Genomic DNA, 18,553 nt, shown 5'->3' with positions numbered 1-18,553 from the left:
ATCAGTGCACCAGGTGGGTCAGTTTGTTCCGGCCAGCCTGGATCAATTTGCTCCGGCCAAACCGGGTCACATTAAACCGGCCAACCTGGATCAATTTGACCGGCGTATGCACTGCACTGCCGGCATCGATTAATACGGTTAGTTATGCACTCAGGGTTAATCTGATTGATGGTTTTATTACCACTAAAAAAACATTATGATGGAAGTTAAAGAGTACTTCAAATACAGAATAGATCTTTTAAAAGAGTGTGAAGATGAAGATGGCTTTGTATCACAGGCTTCCTATCTGAATGAATGTATGCCATCACTTAATGATGCCAAGCTGATTGAGACAGAAGAATGTAATGATAGTTTTTGTACTGCAGAAGACGGGCAGCTAAAGATAAATGGCTATACTGTAAATGAATCAGGAGAAAGACTGCAGATTTTTATTGTGAACGAAGATTCAATAGATATAGCAGCTGATGAAAGTAAGCTTCTCATAACGCAAAAGGCATACTATGAGAAACAGTTTGCCCGTGCATTCAGGTTTGTTAATAAGGCTTTTAAAAAATACCTGGATGATGAAATTCAGGATTCGAGTCCCTCAAAAGCGCTCATATCCTTCCTCGCTTCTTCTGCCGGAGCAGAACAAATTGATGTGGTTGAGATTTTTTTGCTTAGCGCTACGGCTACTGTCGAAACCAGAAGTGGGGAACCAACTCCTAAAAGAATAGATTTCGATGATGAAGCAATAAAGGTTTCTTACTCAAAAGAGAGGAAAAGCATTCCAAAGGACATCACTGTCATCAAAAGGCTCATAGATCTGAACTTCCTCTATAACGTTATTATATCACAGGGTAATCGTGAGGCCTTGGAAATCCATTTTGACGAGCCGCCATTCAATTATGTTATCGAGAGCATTCAGGCCGCTGATGAGGATAATTTTGAATCTTATTTATGTGTGCTTCCTGCCACAGTTTTATTTGAATTATACAAAAGATATAGCTCGAGGATGCTGGAAAAGAATGTGCGCTCTTTCCTGCAGTTTAAAGGGGTGAATGCTGGCATTAAAGATACTATCAGGAGGTCTCCTGAGAAGTTTCTTGCATACAATAACGGATTGACTATTACCGCAACAGGAAAGGAAACTGTGGAGCAGGACGGAAAGGTTTACATAAAGTATTTAAAAGACTTTCAAATTGTAAATGGCGGGCAGACAACCGCCACCATTTATTTTTCAAAAAAAGACGGGCTTGATGTAAGTAAGGTTAGGGTGATGGCTAAAATAAACGTAGCAAAGGACTCCACAGAGGAAGAACTTGAAGATCTTATTTCTAATATAAGTACCTTTTCCAATGCACAGAATAAGGTGTCAAAAGTGGATTTACGTTCAAGAAATCCCCAGCTGCTCAAATTAAAATCCCTTTCTGACAGCGTGGTCACTCCTGGCGGCAGGAAGTGGTTTTTTGAGCGTGCAAAGGGAGAATTTAATACCCTGATTCGCAAGTCTCCAAAAGACCGAAGTAAAATTGAAAAAGAATATCCCAAAGAAAGGCGGTTTTCCAAGGAAGAGCTGGCTAAATATTTTATTGCGTGGGGCGATCAGCCATATCTGGTAAAGAAAGGGGGCGAAAAGGTGTTTAGAGATTTTATAGAATGTTTATCTGCTGATGAAAAAGGTAAAAAGGGTCCGGAGATCGACAGAGGCTTTTATGAAGAGCTCATTTCTAAAATCATCCTGTTCAGGAGCCTTGAAAAAATTTATGGCTCGGGAAAATACTCTTTTGGTAATCTCCGCGCAGCAGTTGTTCCCTATTCTATTTCTGTGCTGTATTCTTATGCAAACGGCTCTAAAGAGGGAATAGTTTTTGACTTGGGTAAGCTATGGCTGAATGAGGGCTTAGCAGATGACCTCAGTAAGTTTTTTAGTGATTTGATGAAGTTGATGAATGAATTAATAAAGAAATACGCTGCATCAGATGACTACAATGAATACTCTAAAAAGGCAGAACTGTGGGATCGGATCATAGATAGTAAAGAGATATGTGCTTTTATGGAGGGCAATAACGCGAGAAGTATCATCAAAAAGTATTCATTATCCAGAGAAGAAATGAAGAAAAGGGCAAAGAAGAAGTCTGAAAATACAGAAGTTGATTTTGTGCCGCTTTATGGATCAGCGCGGATATATGCAAACACTTATAAGTTTTATGAAGCAGCTGCTGCAATATATTCAGATAAACTAACCAAAGCTGAAAAACTTAAATTGTCAGAGATTATGTCAGCTATCCAGAATACAGAACCAATAAGCTTAAGCCAGCAGCAGTTTGAGTCTGAATTTATCCATAGAATTAGAAAAGAAACCCCTGAGTTTTTTGATAATATAACATTTCAGGAAAATAGGTCATTTGTTCAGACAGTCGATTTTATTGTCAATAAATATAATCAGGCTGTTGCTAATGGCAGGAATATAAAATCTGAATTCTCTCTTATTAAAGAACTGGCCACGCGTAAAGGTGCTAAGTATGCGGCTGTCTTTGATCAGATAGGTGATGCTCTTAAAAAAGGTTCAATCCCTACGATGAAGCATTTGGCCCATGCTTGGAATTACGTTCAATTAATTGATAAAAGAAATTTGGAAAAAGTATAGGTGAACAATTAAAATTTATCCCAAACAAAAAAGGGCTACACTTCTGTAACCCTTTTACTTCAGCTCCCCCTTCAGGACTTGAACCTGAGACCCTCTGATTAACAGTCAGATGCTCTAACCAACTGAGCTAAGGAGGAAAATATGTTTATCGAACCAGAGCTTTTAAAGCTCCCCCTGCTGGACTTGAACCAGCGACCCTCTGATTAACAGTCAGATGCTCTAACCAACTGAGCTAAGGAGGAATTTCCCTTTTTGGGAGGGCAAAAATAGGGTTTTTCAATTCTTCTCAAAACAGCAACGCCTTATTTATCAATAAAATTCCTGAAAAACCCATTGCCGCTACTATAAACCTAAAAAAAGCCCGTTTTCAGCCCCACGAAAACGCCATTTTCATCCACCATTACCGGCCAATGCTTCAGGTAATAACCTTCGCCCGACACGTTGCGGCCGTTTTTCATACAAAATTTATAACGGTGCAGCGGGCACACCACGTTGCCCAGCGCATCGATCCAGCCATCTACCATGGGGCCGCTGGCATGCGGGCATTTGGGGGCAAATGCAAAATATTCCTCTTTATACTTTCCAATACACACCCGCTTGTCGCCGGCCATTGCCTCGGCCAGGTTGTTGGGGCCAAAAGCAATCTCTTCGGGGCTTTCGGCCACTTTTACCCAGTTTATTTGATCCGCCATTCGTGTCAATCCGGTTAAGCGCTACAATCCTGTTTGCCGCAATTAATAAAAAAACTCCGTTTTATACGGGTAGCGTATCCGGTACAGTTCCCGCACTTTATCCAGGATGGTTTTGCGCAGCAACTCAATATTGGTGCGCTCCAGCGCCGAAATAAAAATGGCGTTGTCGTTGGTGGCCCGCTGCCAGCGCTCTTCCAGGTCGCGCAGAATTTCTTTCTTCGTATCGTCCTCCAGCCACTCGTCGAAGGTGTGCTGCTCGTACAGGTCCATTTTATTGAAAATGGTGATGATGGGCTTTTCAAAAGCTGCCAGTTCCTGCAGCGTTTTGTTGACCACGCCAATCTGATCTTCGTAGTTGGGGTGCGAAATATCCACCACGTGCAGCAGGATGTCGGCTTCCCGCACTTCATCGAGGGTGCTTTTAAAGCTTTCCACCAGGTGGTGCGGCAACTTGCGGATAAAACCCACCGTGTCGCTCAGCAAAAACGGCGTGCTTTCGTACACAATTTTGCGGGTGGTGGTGTCCAGCGTTGCAAACAATTTGTTCTCGGCCAGCACCTCGCTTTTGCTCAGCAGGTTCATGATGGTGCTTTTGCCCACGTTGGTATAACCCACCAGGGATACGCGGATAAACTCGCCGCGGTCTTTGCGCTGGGTGTATGCCTGCTTGTCTATTTCCTTGAGGCGGTTGCGCAGCAAGGAAATCTTATCCCGCACAATCCGGCGGTCCGTTTCAATTTCCGTTTCACCGGGGCCGCGGGTACCAATACCACCACCCAGGCGTTCGAGGTGTTTCCACATACCGCGCAGGCGGGGCAAAATGTACTGGTACTGTGCCAGCTCCACCTGCGCCTTGGCCTGTGCGGTTTTGGCCCTGCGGGCAAATATGTCGAGGATGAGGTCGGAGCGGTCAATAACCTTGATGCCCACTTCTTTTTCGATGTTGGAAATTTGCGACCCGTTCAGTTCATCGTCGAAAATGAGCAGGTCAATTTCGCGACTCTTGATGTATTCGGCTATTTCCTGCAGCTTGCCCTTGCCCACAAAAGTGCGGCTGTCGGGGTGCGCCAGTTTTTGGTAAAAACGCTTTACGGTTACTGCTCCTGCAGTTTCGGCCAAAAACGCCAGCTCCTCGAGGTACTCCTGCACCTGGTGTTCTTTCTGATCTTTCTGCACCACGCCTACCAGCACGGCCCGTTCTTCTTTATTGATCTTGTTCGATTTATCCAGCATATAGTGCACTACATTTTCAACGATAAAAATACGGATAAAGCGAGCAAAGGCCGGGCCACGCCAATGGCAGGTAGGAATGGGGTTGGTATTGGTTATATTTCTCTTTCTTCTTTTGCGCTTTGGTGCTTTTTGTTGGGTCTTTGTGTTTGTCATGCTGAGCGCAGCGAAGCATCTGAGTTGTGCAAATGAGGAACTATTGAGTAAAAGGCAGACTACTTGTTATTTCTATGTTTGTGCTGGTGAAGGCTCAGATCCTTCGCTGCGCTCAGGATGACAGGGCAAAAGCGTGATGGCGTATAAAGACATTATAGACAAAGAGCATAATTCCAGTGGTGGTGTATGACACTTAGTATAATCAGTGTCTGTCATGCCGAACTAGTTTCGGCATCTCCTTGTGCTTTGGTAAACTCCGCGAGATGACGGGGATGCCGAAACGAGTTCGGCATGACAGCTAACAACGGTAAACGGCCTCCTACAGATGCATGGGTAAAGTTCAATAGCGATACAGAACGTACAAGTGTGCGACGCAACAGCAGCCCAATAGCATTACCAATGCCGGCTACATAAAAACAAAACAGCCACTCAGGTGAGTGGCTGCTAATAAAATATAGACACAAATCAGTGCTGCTTACAGGCCGCTGATGGTGAGGCCAACGGTCAGCGGGCGGATCTGTGCGGCCACGCCTTCTTTAAACAGCGGTGTGGCGGCGTAGGAGCCAAACAGGCTGAAGTTGCCATAGCCCACGCGGCCGGTCAGCGAAATGCGGTTGCTGTTGAAATATTGCTTGGAATGCATCTTTTGGGTGTGGTTGCCAATATCGTTGCCATTGCGGTTTTCGAGGCCTTTGCCTTTGGTGTGGGCATTTACCAGCAGGCCCACTTTTACGCCAATGGCTGCTTTAAAGCTGCGGCGGTCGTTTTCGGGGTTGCTGCGAAAACGCAACTCGATGGGCGCCTCAATGTATGTAGTGTGCACCTTGTATTTTTTGTAATGGTTGGTATCCGATAGGTCGCGAAACTGCAGGTTGGTGGAAGTACCGGCCAGTTCTACGCTCATTTTGTCGAAAAACACGTTATCGGTGGCCACGCCGGCGCCAATGGCGGTGCTGAAGCGGGTGTTGGTTTTAAACGGAAAATCGAACAGGAAATACATGTTGAAAGTCCGGGGCAGGCCGCCCAGTTGCAACGAATCGGGGGCACCCAACCAGGTGGTGTGGCCTAGCTGCAGCATAAAATGATCGTTGGCGCGGGGCAGGGGCACTGTGGTTTTGGGCCGCGGGGTGGTGGTATCGGTTTGGGCAAAAAGGGCCAGCGAACAAATCATTGCCAAAGCAGTAAGCGCAAAATATTTCATATCAGGTGTTAAAAATCAAATGTAGGGGCCGTGCCGTTAAGGAAAGGTTAAGCAGCCGCAAAGCCTTTGGCGGTGCAGTATGCGGGGCAAAAGTAGCGTATTTGGGCCTGTTGGCGAAAGGGGTTTTGTCGTGGCATTGGGCAAATGGTGGTTTGGTGCGTTAGCGGGCAAAAGTTTAAATGGCGCAATCTCCATCGCCGTTTTTCGCAGGGGAAAAATGAATGGTGCAAGCTGCAGGGGATGCCGTTGTCGGAGCGTCTGATCCATTTTATCATTAAAATGCACCTGTTGCCCTGCGCTGATTTCACAGCCATATTTTCGGTTAGCCGTGCCCGTTTATTAACATGCATTTAATACTGTGCTTGCCCCTATGCCGATACATTTGTCCCTGCAAAACGTTTTTCTCATGTGAACCCCTGTTTCTACAGGGGTTTTTTTATAGCAGTGCCCGCGACGCGTTTGGCCCATTTTTCGAATCATCATTTTTAAGCCCGGCTTTCCCGGTTAACGGAGGGGTTTGTATATTGCACCTTCCAAAAAACTTTAGGTATGGAGTATAACAGAATTGTAGCGATCACCGGCCTTTCCGGATTGTTTGAAATACTGAGTAGCAAAAACGATGGCGCACTGGTGCGTTCGCTGGCCGATAATTCAACAAAATTTGTGGCTTCGCGGGTGCACAACCTGTCGCACCTCGAAAGCATTGAAGTTTATACCATTCGCGACAACGTGAACCTGGCCGACATTTTCCTGGCCATGAAAGAAAGCAGCGAGGCCCTGCCCGATGCCAAGGACAACAAAGCCCTGAAAGCTTATTTTGAAAAAGTGTACCCCGACCTGGATTTTGAGCGGGTTTATGCCAGCGACATGAAGAAAATGGTGAAATGGTTTGAAGTGCTGCGCGATGCCAACATTGAAATTAAAGCCGCAGAAGCTGAAACTGATGAGGCCGAAGCCGAACCGCTGGAAACCGAGAACGTACCGGAGCCGGTAACCGCCGAAGCCAAACCGGAAAAAGCCCCCAAGAAAGGAAAGAAAGCAGAATAAATTAAAACGGAAAGGAGGAAAAAGAGGCACACTCTTTCACTCCTTTTCTTTTTTCAGGGATTTTTTATTGTAAGTAAACCCGCAACTATATGACCTATACAGCCGATATACAAAAGCTGCCGCGCAAATTTTTACCGGCAGATTTTACCATCACCGACTGGCCGTCGCTGGAGCCTTTTTTACAAAACCTGCTCGACCGGCCCATCAACAACGCCACTGAACTGGAGCACTGGCTGCAGGACCTGAGCGAAGTGGAAGCCGTGATTGGCGAAGACGCCGCGTGGCGCCAGATCCGCATGACCTGCGATACGGAAAATAAGGAACTGGAAGAAGCCTTCAATTATTTTGTGCTGCAGATACAGCCGCATATTCAGCCTTATGCCGATAAACTAAACCGCAAGCTGGTGGAAAGCCCGTTTGTTTCCCAGCTTGAAGGTGAAGGTTATCAAACCTACCTGCGTACCGTTCAAAAAAACATCGAACTGTTTCGCGAAGAGAACATACAGCTGCAGGCCGATATTGCCGTGCAGGCGCAGCAGTTTGGCGTTGTTTCGGGTAAAATGACCATCGAGGTAGACGGCAAAGAATACACGCTGCAACAGGCCGCCAAGTTTTTGGAAAACCCCGACCGCAGCCTGCGCGAATCGGTTTATCGTAAAATACAGGAACGCCGCCTGCAGGATAAGGAACAGCTCAATGACCTGTTTACCTCGCTGGTGGAAAAACGTACGCAGGTGGCCCGCAACGCCGGTTTTGACAATTACCGCGACTATAAGTTTGTGGAACTGGGCCGCTTTGATTACACCAAGGAAGATTGCCTGCAGTTTCATGAAGCAGTAAAAACAAGCGTGCTGCCGCTGGTTGATTTTATTTACGACCGCAAACGCCAGCGCCTCGGCCTCGATGCGCTGCGCCCCTGGGATGTGGATGCAGAGCCCGAAGGCGTGCAGCCGCTGCGGCCTTTTCAAACCGGTGAGGAACTAACGGAAAAGACCATTGATTGTTTCCGCCGCATGAACCCGTTTTTTGCCGAATGCCTGCTGAAGATGCGGGAAATGGGCCGCCTCGATCTGGACAGCCGCAAAGGCAAGGCGCCAGGCGGCTACAATTGCCCGCTGCCCGAAACCGGCGCACCATTTATTTTTATGAATGCCGCCGGCCAAATGCACGACGTGACCACTATGGTGCACGAAGGCGGGCACGCCATTCACTCCTTCCTGGCGCATCCGCTGCAGTTGACGGCGTTTAAAGAATACCCCATGGAAATTGCCGAAGTAGCCTCCATGACCATGGAGCTGTTCAGCATGGATTACTGGGATACATTTTTTGACAATGAAGAAGACCTGCGCCGCGCAAAGGAACACCAACTGGAACGGGTGCTGACCATTTTCCCGTGGATTGCCACGATCGATAAGTTTCAGCACTGGGTGTACGAACACCCCACCCACACGCTGGAAGAACGTGCCGAAAACTGGCGCCGTATTGTAAACGAGTTTACCTCTATTGCCATGGATGTAAGCGGGCTGGAAGAATACCGCCGCTACGGCTGGCAGCGCCAGTTGCACCTCTACGAAGTGCCATTTTATTACATTGAATACGGCATTGCACAACTGGGTGCCATCGGCCTGTGGAAGCAGTACAAGGAAGACAAAGACACTGCCGTTCAGAACTACATCAATGCACTAAGCCTGGGCGGCACCCGCACCCTGCCGGAGTTATATGAAGCTGCAGGTTTGCGTTTCGATTTTTCGCCTAACCATATCAGTGAGTTGATGCTGTTTGTGCAGCAGGAAATGGAAGCCATTTCGCGGCCATCGGAGTCGGGTGTGGCGTAATGATGATTTGATCTTTTGAATGTGTTATATAAAAGCGGGATAAAATTTGACCATCAAGTTTTATCCCGCTTTTTATTTTAATTCCATACCATACACTGTGCGCCTGCCCGTCATTGCGAGGCGCACAGTGTATGGTGTAGTTGGATCAGTTCTGTGCGCCGAAGCAATCTCCTTTTTGCCCACGGGCAAACCCGGTAGTTAGCGATTAGACCCAAACGGTAGTGGGAGATTGCTTCGGCGCACCGGTGTAATCCGGCACTCAGCCGCTACGGCGCCTCGCAATGACGGATGCACGGCCTCGCAATGGCGGTGCCGATCACAAAGACTCATTTTGCAGTTGCTTCAATAGGTGTAGTTGTTGCTACCTGTTGTTGTGGGTTAGTTTCCACACCAGGTTTTTGATGCACTACGTCCTTCATTTCCCTAAAAGGCGCCGCCATCAGTCGGCCAAAATGTTCGTCGTGTTCGTTGGGATAATACCGGTCCAGGCCATACCGAATCTGGTTGGGTTCCAGTTTCATAAACGTACCAAACATGCGGTCCCAAATGGACAGCACTGCGCCGTAGTTGCTGTCGGTGTACGGCTGCTGCCAGTGGTGGTGCACCTTGTGCATGTTGGGCGACACCAAAAAATAACTCAGCACCGCATCGAGCCGGCGGGGCAAATGAATATTGGCGTGTGTAAACTGCGTGGCCAGCACCAGCGCTGTTTGAAAGATCATAACGGCATACATGGGCGCACCGGCCACCAGCACACCGGCCAGGAAAAACACACCACGCAACACGCTTTCAAACGGATGATGCCTCAGGCCAGTGGTTACGTCCACGTTGTTATCGGAATGGTGAATAACATGAAAGCGCCAGAGCGGTGCGGTCTTGTGCTGCACCAGGTGCACCAGCCAGCCGCCAAAAAAATCGAGTATGAAAAAAGAAATAAGGATGGCACCCAGCGTGCCGGCACCCAGCCATTGAATCAGGCCCCAGTTGTGGGCACGGCTCCAATCAGAAAGCAGCACGATGACTACCGCAAAGCCGGTATGGATAATCAAGTGGATGAGGGTAAACGAAAAGTTGATGCCTGCATGGCGCAACTTGTTTTTCTTATACTGCAACGACAGCAGCGGAATAGCGCCTTCGAGCAGCCACAACAGCAACATACCGCCCACCAAAAAAGCGAGGCGCTCCAGCGGCCGCTGCTCCAATGAGTTGAAGTATTCGATCATATGGGAGCAATTTGAAAATGTGCAAATGACTTGAAGCAAAGGCTTCACCATTTATTGTCAATAAGAAATTTACAGATATTTCTGCAGCAAAGGAAATGGGGCTGCGCCATTTGGCGCAGCCCCATTTCCATATTTTCAAATATTCAAATTACCTGGGTAATTCTTTAAAATCGTAGCCGCAGGCCTCGCATTGATACATTTTTTTTACCTCCACGGCCTGGCCGTTGAGCAGCATGCTGGCCAGTGCGCCTAGGCGGCATTTGTACTGCTTGTGCACCGAAATGGCTTTGAGTGCATGGGCATGGCAAACAGGGCAGGCAAAATTTTTCAGGTATTGCGCTTCGGCCTCATCCATCAGCGACCAGGCACGTTCCGCATGGGCGTGGTGCACCATCAGCTTCATGCCGCCAATGGCGGGGCTCAGCAGCGGGTCAATGGTAACGGTATGTTCGTCTTTAAGGTGGCAGTTGATGTGCGCCGACTGGAGCATTGCCAGCACAATGTTGGCTTCAATATAATTATCGAAAGTGCGTAGCTGAACGTAATTCATACCTTTTCCCTCACGGCCTCCGCTGTTGGCATAATTGGACTTTTCCAATGGCTCCTGTTTTTAGTGTAGATAACATTGGTTACACCCTGCACTAACTATGGCAAGTGTACAAATTTACAAATAGCCCACTTTGCACCACCCACCAAAAAGCACCTGCAAGAGGTGCTTATCGCCCAGCGGGCTATGATTTTTGTCAAGGCCTTGCTGGTGGTCTGGCCACTTTGAGTGGCCTGACCACCAGCAGCAAGCAACCACCTAGGCAATAGTCCACGCCATGCCGCCGTCCTTTTCATCTTTCAACTGGATGCCGATGGCCGCCAATTGGTTGCGGATGGCGTCGGATGTGCCCCAGTCCTTGCGGGCACGGGCATCTTTGCGGATGTTGATCAGCACCTGCATCACACCCTGCAGCTTATCGTTGTCTGCCGCCGTTTCTGGCCGTAGGCCAAAAATATCTTCCACCCAAAGCTTTAGCTCCTGCTGCAGTTTGGTAAAAGTGGCTACCGACAAGGTGCCCGGCGCAATGGCTTTATCTTTAATGCCGTTGATTACCGGCACCAGCTCGAACATGGATGCCAGCACCCGCGCTGTGCCAAAATCGTCGTTCATGTTGTCGGCAAACGAAGCCAGCAATGTGGTTACTTTTTCCTCCAACTCGTTGTCTGGAGTGACAGTTGCTGCGTCATCGGCTGCGGGCTGTTTTTGCAGCCACTCGTATGCTTCCATCAGGCGCTTCAGGCCTTTTTCGGCAGCTTGCAGCGCTTCGTTGCCAAAGTCCAATGTGCTGCGGTAATGTGTTTGTAAAATAAAAAAGCGCACCGTCATCGGCGAATATGCCTTTTCCAGCTCGGGATGGTCGCCTCTAAACAACTCCGTTAACCGGATCACGTTGTTGTAGCTTTTGCCCATCTTCCGGCCGTTGATGGTGATCATGTTGTTGTGCATCCAGTACCGAACCGGAGGCGTATGGTTGCAAATGGTGCTTTGTGCAATCTCGCTTTCGTGGTGCGGAAACTGCAGGTCCATGCCGCCGCCATGAATATCGAACTGTTTGCCCAGGTATTTGGTGGCCATGGCCGAGCACTCGATGTGCCAGCCCGGAAAGCCTTCGCCCCAGGGAGAGTTCCACCGCATGATGTGCTCCGGCGGCGCCGCTTTCCACAGCGCAAAATCGGCTTTGTTGCGTTTTTCATCTTGGCCTTCCAGTTCGCGGGTGGTTTCCAGCATTTCGTCAATTACGCGGCCGCTGAGTTTGCCATAGTCGTGGCCCTCGGCATATTTGCGTACATCAAAATAAACGCTGCCGTTTATTTCGTAAGCATAACCCTGGCGGATCAGTTCTTGTATCATCCCGATCTGCTCCACGATATGGCCGGTGGCTGTGGGTTCAATAGAAGGCGGCACGGTATTGAACTGGTCCATGGCCCAATGAAACAGGTTGGTGTATTTCTGCACCAGCTCCATGGGTTCCAGCTTTTCGATCACTGCTTTTTTAGAGATCTTGTCTTCTGCTTCGCGGCCTTCTTCTTCAAAATGACCGGCATCGGTAATATTGCGCACATACCGCACTTTATAACCCAGGTGGGTAAGGTAGCGATACACGAGGTCGAACGTAATGTAGGGCCGTGCATGGCCCAGGTGGCTTTCGCCACTAACAGTGGGGCCGCACACATACATGCCTACGTGGCCGGGCACCAGGGGTTCAAATTTTTCCTTTGCTCTTGAATAAGAATTGTAAACGTGCAGCTCCTTCATATTGCGCCAATAGTTGGGAGGGCAAAAGTAGCTATTCGCTGTTAGCTATTGGCTATTAGCTTGGGGAGAATCGGTTCGTCAGGAAAAATGAGCTGTCAAACCGGAGATGTATTTTGCTAACGGCATAAAAGATAAAAGCCAATAGCTATTTCTTCCACTTCAGATCGGTCACCAGCGCATAGTGGTCGGATAGCTGCCGCACAATGCGCTGAAATTGCACCACCTCGAAGCTTTTGCTGGTCAAAATATAATCGATGCGCAGGGTGGGTGAAATGCCCGAGTATGTGCGGCCGATGCCAAATCCTTTTCTCAAAAACGCATCCTGCATGCCTTTGCCAATGGTGTAATAGGTGTAGGAGTTGGGCACATCGTTCAGGTCGCCGGTAATGATGATGGGGTGCGGGCTCCGCTCCATTTCGGCACGCACCAAAGCGGCCTGCTCGCCACGGATCACAGCGGCCCTTTTCAGCTTGGAAAAAATGCTGCGGGAGTTTTGCAGCATGCTGTCTTCACGGCTTTTTATTTCTTCCAGCGATTCGTAGTCTTCTTTTTTAAACTGCACCGATTGCAGGTGCGTGGTCATTACCCGCACCGTATCTCCGCCAAAAGCAATATCGGCACGCAGCAGGGTTTCGGGCAGGCCCGGTTTGGGAAACACCAGTTTGGCAGTGTCTACAATCGGGAACCGCGAAAAAATAGCCTGTCCAAACCATTGTTTGCCGCCGTCTTCCATCCAGGTAAAATATACATGCGGGTAGTTCAGCTCTTGTTGTATGTAATTGAGATTGTCATAGTACTGTGGGTCGGTTGAGTGGTAAAATTCCTGGAAACACAGCACGTCGGCATCCTGCCGTTTGATGATGTCGAGCATGCGGGCACGTACGCGGCTTTTGTTGTTGTCGTTGCGGCGCAATTCCAGAAAACGGGCCACATTCCAATGCATTACGCGGAGCGTGTCGGGCGCTTTTTGCGCCACAAAATCGGGCAGGGGCCGCAGCGTGATGAACGAGGTAATGGCCTTCCAGCCCAGTGCCATGGCCAGCAGCGAAATAAGCATGTAGCGCGGGGCAAACACAATCCAGAAAAAAATAAAGAAAATGAGCACGGCCAGTAGTATGGCAAAACCCAACCCAAGAAAAGACAAAAACCACCACCGCTCCGGCGACAGGTAGGGACCATAGCAAGCCAGTAAAAACAGGAGGGCAGCTGCTACATGAAAGAATACAAACATCTGTTTTGCAAACCGCGTGAAACTAACTGCCATTCATGCAATTTAAAAGACAATGGCCAATTTTGAAAATGAACAGGCCCATCCGTCCACTGCAATTCATTTACCTATAACAGCAACAGGTAACGGAGTGGCCAAACCGGTTTTCTGTTTGCTAAAAAATAATGCCCACAAAATAAATGGCCCCGGAAGGAGCCATTTATTTTATCGATCATCAAACATTGCAGCGGGTTTACATCAGGTCTTCCTGGCTGGCCCGTTTCAGGATTTCTTTTTCTTCTTCGCTCAGCGACTGGTAACCTTTCTGGTTGATCTTGTCCAGTATGTCATCGATGCGCTGTTGCGTTACATTGCTGCGTTTTTTAAAAGGCTGCACATTGCTTTTATAAAACAACTGCGTTTTCAACTCTTTACCTTTTTTGGGTTTGTCGGGGTTGGCCAAATTGTTGGCCCAGTCGTACAAATTGTTCATCCACAGGCTCCAGTCGTAGCCTTTGCGCAAAACCACGATCAGCAAAAAACCGGTACCGGCACCGGCCAGGTGAGCTATATGCCCGCCGGGGTTATTGTACGGTATGGTAGCCAGGTCGATGATGGCAAACAGCATGGTGAGCACCCACAACGGGATGCCGCCATTGATCATGGGGAAAATGCGGTAATTGGGCGCCAGCGCAGTAGCGGCAATGGCAATGGCCATTACACCGGCCGATGCACCGATGGCACTGGCCTCAGACAGGTGTTCGCGCAGCGGTGGCAGCAGGTTGTACGAAAGCATGAACGCCACGGCACCTGCCAGTGCGCCATAGATAAAAACGGGAATCAGTTTTCGATTGCCGGCCAGGTCCTGGAAAATATAGCCAAAGCACCACATCCACAGCATGTTGGCAATGATGTGCCACACGCTGTCGTGCACAATAAAATGGGTGATCAGCGTCCAGGGACGGCTAATAAAAGTGGAGAAATCGGCCGGAAGCGCCACCCAGTCCAGCACCTGGTCGTGGTAAATGGGCACCCCTTCTTTTCCGTAGGTAAAATAGTAGATGACCTTGATAAAGGCCAGCAGGACAAAAGCCACCAGGTTGATGGCAATCAGCATTACCAATGAGTTACCGTCCTGACCCACTGTTAGCCTGCTTCTGTTTTGTTGTCGGTAATAGCTCATGATGAAAATAAAGTTACAAGAAACAGTCAAAAATTGTTTAATAAAACCGCCTTTTGTCACGGTTCCAAATCCATACCATGATAAATCCGGTTAAGGCTCCGCCCAGGTGTGCAAAATGCGCAATATTATCACCACCCCGGATGCCCCCAAATACGTCAAAAGCAATCAGGCCAATCATCAGCCATTTTGCTTTGATGGGAACCGGAAAGAACAACAGCATCAGTGGCGTGTTGGGAAACAGGTAGGCAAAGCCCGCAAAAATGCCCATCACAGCACCCGATGCACCGATGGCAATACTGTAGGTGCCCATTACCTGCTGCACCAGCAGGTGAAAAACCGCTGCGCCAATGCCGCTAATGAGGTAAAAATTCAGGAAACGCTTGCTGCCCCAAATATTTTCCAACTCCCGGCCAAACATCCACAGGCCAAACATGTTGAACAGGATGTGGCCAATATTGGCATGCGAAAACATATGGGTAATGACCTGGTAGGGCGAAAAATCAGGAGCGTCCAGCGGGTGCAGCGCCAGATAGTTTACAGTCAATCCAATCTGCGGATCGAGTAGTACCTGTGCTATAAACACCACCACATTTACAATGACCAGATATTTAACAACCGGGGGCCACGGATTTCGTCCATACGATTTGAAATTACTCATCTTGTTACTCCTTACTTCTTAGTTTTAACTGCACTACGTTTTCAATATGATGCGTATGCGGAAACATATCCACCGGCTGCACTTTCGTTACCCTGTATTTGGCATCCAGCAGCGCCAGGTCGCGGGCCTGGGTGGCCGGGTTGCAGCTTACATACACCACGGTGGGTGCTGCAATCTCTAAAATTTTATGCACCAGCTTTTCGTGCATACCGGCACGGGGCGGGTCGGTAATGAGCACATCGGGGCGGCCATGCTGCGCAAAAAATTCATCGTTGCACACATCAATTACATCGCCACTAAAAAACACGCCGTGCTCCATTCCGTTCAGCGCCGCATTTTCCTTGGCATCCTCCACGGCAGCTTCAATCACTTCCACACCGATGATCTTTTTAGCACCACGGCTGCAAAAAATACCGATGGATCCTGTGCCGCAATACAGGTCGTAAACGGTTTGGGTGCCATCCAGTTCGGCAAAGTCGCGGGTGATCTGGTACAGCTTTTCGCCCTGACGGCTATTGGTTTGGAAAAACGATTTGGGCCCGATCTTGAAGCGGAAATCTTCCAGCGCTTCCACCACAAAACCTTTGCCTTTGAACACCTGCGGCTCCAAGTCGTGCAAGGAGTCGTTCCATTTTAAATTGATGGTGTACAACAGCGAAGTGATTTGCGGAAACTGGTCGACCAGGAACTGCAGCAGCGGTTGCAATTTTTTTGGATGGTCCTCACCCACCACCAGGTTTACCATTACCTCGCCAGTGGTACAGATGCGTATCTGCATGGTGCGCAAAAAGCCCACATGTGCCCGGATGTCATAGAACGTAAGGCCGTGTTCTGCAGCATATTGGCGGATGGCGTTGCGGATCTCATTGGTAGGCTCGGGCTGCAGCCAGCATTTTTCAATGTGCACCACTTTATCAAAAAAGCCTTTGGCGTGAAAGCCCAGTGCGCCTGGGTTCTGTGCTGCTGGTGCAGCGGTTGCATCCGGCTCACCGTCGTTGCGAAAAGTTACGCCATTAGCTTCCCCTTCGGGCTGCGACCACACGCCGCCTTTGAGCAAACGTGGCCTGGGCGGCGGTTTGCTGGCGGTAAATTCTTTGGTGCTGAAAGTATATTCCAGCTTATTGCGGTAAAAGCGGGTTTCGCCGGCGCCGGTAATGGGCAAAAACTCGGGGAGCTCCACTTTGCCGATGCGCTTGAGCACTTCCTCTACTTGCCTATGCTTGAATTGGAGTTGCTTTTCGTAAGGGAGCATTTGCCACTGGCAGCCGCCGCAAATGCCAAAATGCTGGCAAAAAGGTTCCACCCGTTCATTAGAATATTCGCGGATGTTGATGACCTGGCCTTCGGCCCAGTCTTTCTTCGATTTTCCCAGCCGCACATCAACCACATCGCCGGGAACGGCCCCTTCAATAAAAATCACTTTTCCTTCCTGCCGCGCCAGCGATTTGCCTTCGGCGGCGTAGTCCTGCACCAGCAGGCTTTCCAAAACAATGTTTTTCTTTTTTCTCACGGCTCCAAAAGTACGCCCTTTGCCTTAGCTGCAGGGAGGCGCCGGTTGGTTTAAGAGGAAACTAACAACCCTTTTGCAGCGGCGGTGCCCGGATGTATTATTTTTACGAGCCATTTTAGCAGTTCACAGGTTTACGGGTTCACACGTTAACTAACTTGTGAAGCCGTGAACTGGCGAACTCTTCAAACAACCCATGTATTCCATGAAGCACCTGCTGATCCTAAGCCTTTTTGCCACTGCTGCATACACCCCTTCTTTTGCCCAAAGCAAACCGGCTGCAAATCCCGCCGCCGCTGCCGATGGGTATGAAATCAAGGTAACCCTCAAGCCCCTCAAGAACGAATACATTTATCTTGGTCACTATTACGGCAAGCAGTTGCCCATTGTTGATTCTGTAAAACTGAACGCACAAGGCGAAGGTGTTTTTAAAGGGAGCAAAAAACTGGGCGGCGGCATTTACCTCGTGGGCTTCCCCGACCGGTCGCGCAACTTTGAAATACTGGTAGACAAGAACCAGCGCTTTTCGGTGGTGGCCGATACGGCGCAAATGGAAAACATTCAGTTTACAGGCTCGCCGGAAAATGTGGCTTTCCTAGATTATCAAAAAGCCATGGGCCGCAGCGGCCGTGCTATTGATGCACTGATGCGCCAGCGCAGCGGCAGTGCTCCTGCCGACTCAGTGCGCCTGAGCGGCGAAATCCAAAAGTTGCAAAAAGACGTGCAGCAATACCGCACCGATATCATGACGAAGGACCCAAATGGTATTTTGGCCACGCTGCTCAAAGCCATGCGGGAGCCCGAAGTGCCGCAGAACCACCCCGATGCTGCAAGGGATTCCCTGTTTGGTTACAAATACTACAAAGCGCATTATTGGGACGGCGTAAACTTTTGGGATGAGCGCCTGGTGCGGACGCCGTTTTTTGAGCCGCGGCTCGACAAATATTTTGCGCAGCTGGTGTACCCGGTTGCCGATTCGGTGAAAAAAGAATTGGACTGGATGCTGGGTTACGCATCCATCAACGAGGAGATGCAAAAATTTTTGCTGCTCAAATTTGCCAACCGCTACCTCAACCAGCAATACATGTGGGAGGACGCCGTGTTTGTGCACCTGTTTGAAAAATATTTTTCCAACAAGACATACCCTTGGCTGACTGACCAAGGCAAAAAAGTAATTACCGACCGGGCCTACAGCCTGATGGCCAATCTTACGGGCAACCCTGCTTCGGATATTGAATTGCCCGGCCTAGATGGCAAACAAAAATCGCTGTATGGCATCAAGTCGCCTTACACGCTGGTAACCATTTGGGACCCTACCTGCGGCCACTGTAAGGAAGTAGTGCCGCGCATCGACAGCCTGCATGCAGCCAAATGGAAAGCGCAAGGCGTGGCGCTTTTTGGCATGGCCAAAGAAAGCGAAGGCACCAGGGAAACCTGGACCAGTTTTATCAAAGAGCACAAGCTGAACGACTGGACGCATGTGTACTACAGCCGTGCATCGGAAAAGGCCCGTGTGGATGCGGGCACACCCAGCTACTCGCAGCTGTACGATGTGCAGAGTTTTCCAACCCTTTATTTGCTGGATAAAGACAAACGCATCATTGCCAAAAAACTAACCGAACAACAGGTAGACGAAATACTGGAACACCGCCGCAAGGGCGGAAAATAAGATCGAATGGA

The 18,553-nt window shown here is 49.1% G+C and carries 14 protein-coding genes and 2 tRNA genes; 4 read left to right on the top strand and 12 right to left on the bottom strand.

Features of this window, described 5'->3' with window-relative positions:
- The first annotated feature begins 196 nt into the window (after positions 1 to 196).
- Positions 197 to 2,629 (top strand): AIPR family protein, encoded by a 2,433-nt coding sequence (locus DRJ53_RS18465; protein WP_206609826.1) that lies wholly within the window; start codon positions 197 to 199, stop codon positions 2,627 to 2,629.
- A 63-nt stretch (positions 2,630 to 2,692) separates the two neighbouring features.
- Here DRJ53_RS18465 and DRJ53_RS18460 read toward each other — a convergent pair.
- From DRJ53_RS18460 to DRJ53_RS18440, 5 genes are all read right to left on the bottom strand, one after another.
- Positions 2,693 to 2,766: transfer RNA gene (locus DRJ53_RS18460), tRNA-Asn, on the bottom strand.
- A 31-nt stretch (positions 2,767 to 2,797) separates the two neighbouring features.
- Positions 2,798 to 2,871: transfer RNA gene (locus DRJ53_RS18455), tRNA-Asn, on the bottom strand.
- A 108-nt stretch (positions 2,872 to 2,979) separates the two neighbouring features.
- A complete protein-coding gene (locus DRJ53_RS18450; protein ID WP_114237136.1) occupies positions 2,980 to 3,321 on the bottom strand; it encodes a Rieske (2Fe-2S) protein in 342 nt (113 codons plus the stop codon).
- Positions 3,322 to 3,363: 42 nt separating this feature from the next.
- Entirely contained in the window at positions 3,364 to 4,707 is a 1,344-nt protein-coding gene (gene hflX / locus DRJ53_RS18445; RefSeq protein WP_240040703.1) for a GTPase HflX, read from the bottom strand.
- 475 nt (positions 4,708 to 5,182) lie between these two features.
- Positions 5,183 to 5,908, bottom strand: coding sequence for an outer membrane beta-barrel protein (locus DRJ53_RS18440; RefSeq protein WP_114237135.1), 726 nt, complete (start codon positions 5,906 to 5,908; stop codon positions 5,183 to 5,185).
- A 549-nt stretch (positions 5,909 to 6,457) separates the two neighbouring features.
- Between DRJ53_RS18440 and DRJ53_RS18430 the strand changes: the two genes are divergently transcribed.
- Both DRJ53_RS18430 and DRJ53_RS18425 read left to right on the top strand, forming a co-directional pair.
- A complete protein-coding gene (locus DRJ53_RS18430; RefSeq protein WP_114237133.1) occupies positions 6,458 to 6,955 on the top strand; it encodes a DUF5606 family protein in 498 nt (165 codons plus the stop codon).
- An 89-nt stretch (positions 6,956 to 7,044) separates the two neighbouring features.
- On the top strand, positions 7,045 to 8,790 hold the full coding sequence (locus DRJ53_RS18425; protein WP_114237132.1) for a M3 family oligoendopeptidase: 1,746 nt from the start codon (positions 7,045 to 7,047) through the stop codon (positions 8,788 to 8,790).
- A gap of 326 nt (positions 8,791 to 9,116) precedes the next feature.
- On the opposite strand, the gene DRJ53_RS18420 is transcribed toward DRJ53_RS18425, so the two are convergent.
- The 7 genes from DRJ53_RS18420 to rlmD form a co-directional block, all read right to left on the bottom strand.
- Entirely contained in the window at positions 9,117 to 10,013 is an 897-nt protein-coding gene (locus DRJ53_RS18420) for a sterol desaturase family protein (protein ID WP_241558616.1), read from the bottom strand.
- A gap of 148 nt (positions 10,014 to 10,161) precedes the next feature.
- On the bottom strand, positions 10,162 to 10,611 hold the full coding sequence (locus DRJ53_RS18415; protein ID WP_114237130.1) for a putative signal transducing protein: 450 nt from the start codon (positions 10,609 to 10,611) through the stop codon (positions 10,162 to 10,164).
- Positions 10,612 to 10,818: 207 nt separating this feature from the next.
- Positions 10,819 to 12,318 carry a cysteine--tRNA ligase gene (gene cysS, locus DRJ53_RS18410; protein WP_114237129.1) on the bottom strand — a complete coding sequence of 500 codons (1,500 nt, stop codon included), beginning with the start codon at positions 12,316 to 12,318 and terminating at the stop codon, positions 10,819 to 10,821.
- 145 nt (positions 12,319 to 12,463) lie between these two features.
- Entirely contained in the window at positions 12,464 to 13,582 is a 1,119-nt protein-coding gene (locus DRJ53_RS18405; protein ID WP_114237128.1) for an endonuclease/exonuclease/phosphatase family protein, read from the bottom strand.
- Between the two features lie 196 nt (positions 13,583 to 13,778).
- Positions 13,779 to 14,708: a rhomboid family intramembrane serine protease gene (locus DRJ53_RS18400; protein WP_114237127.1), complete on the bottom strand. Its 930-nt coding sequence runs from the start codon at positions 14,706 to 14,708 to the stop codon at positions 13,779 to 13,781.
- Positions 14,709 to 14,745: 37 nt separating this feature from the next.
- Positions 14,746 to 15,366: a rhomboid family intramembrane serine protease gene (locus DRJ53_RS18395; protein ID WP_114237126.1), complete on the bottom strand. Its 621-nt coding sequence runs from the start codon at positions 15,364 to 15,366 to the stop codon at positions 14,746 to 14,748.
- A gap of 4 nt (positions 15,367 to 15,370) precedes the next feature.
- Positions 15,371 to 16,876: a 23S rRNA (uracil(1939)-C(5))-methyltransferase RlmD gene (gene rlmD / locus DRJ53_RS18390; RefSeq protein ID WP_114237125.1), complete on the bottom strand. Its 1,506-nt coding sequence runs from the start codon at positions 16,874 to 16,876 to the stop codon at positions 15,371 to 15,373.
- Positions 16,877 to 17,078: 202 nt separating this feature from the next.
- On the opposite strand from rlmD, the gene DRJ53_RS18385 reads away from it, so the two are divergent.
- Positions 17,079 to 18,542: a TlpA family protein disulfide reductase gene (locus DRJ53_RS18385; RefSeq protein WP_162303925.1), complete on the top strand. Its 1,464-nt coding sequence runs from the start codon at positions 17,079 to 17,081 to the stop codon at positions 18,540 to 18,542.
- The last annotated feature ends 11 nt before the right edge of the window (positions 18,543 to 18,553 follow it).

Origin of the sequence: Paracnuella aquatica (assembly GCF_003332885.2) — a bacterium.
Taxonomy (GTDB): Bacteria; Bacteroidota; Bacteroidia; order Chitinophagales; family Chitinophagaceae; genus Flavisolibacter; species Flavisolibacter aquaticus.
The sequence above is the reverse complement of the archived record's forward strand: the minus strand, read 5'-3'. Positions and strand labels throughout refer to the sequence as shown.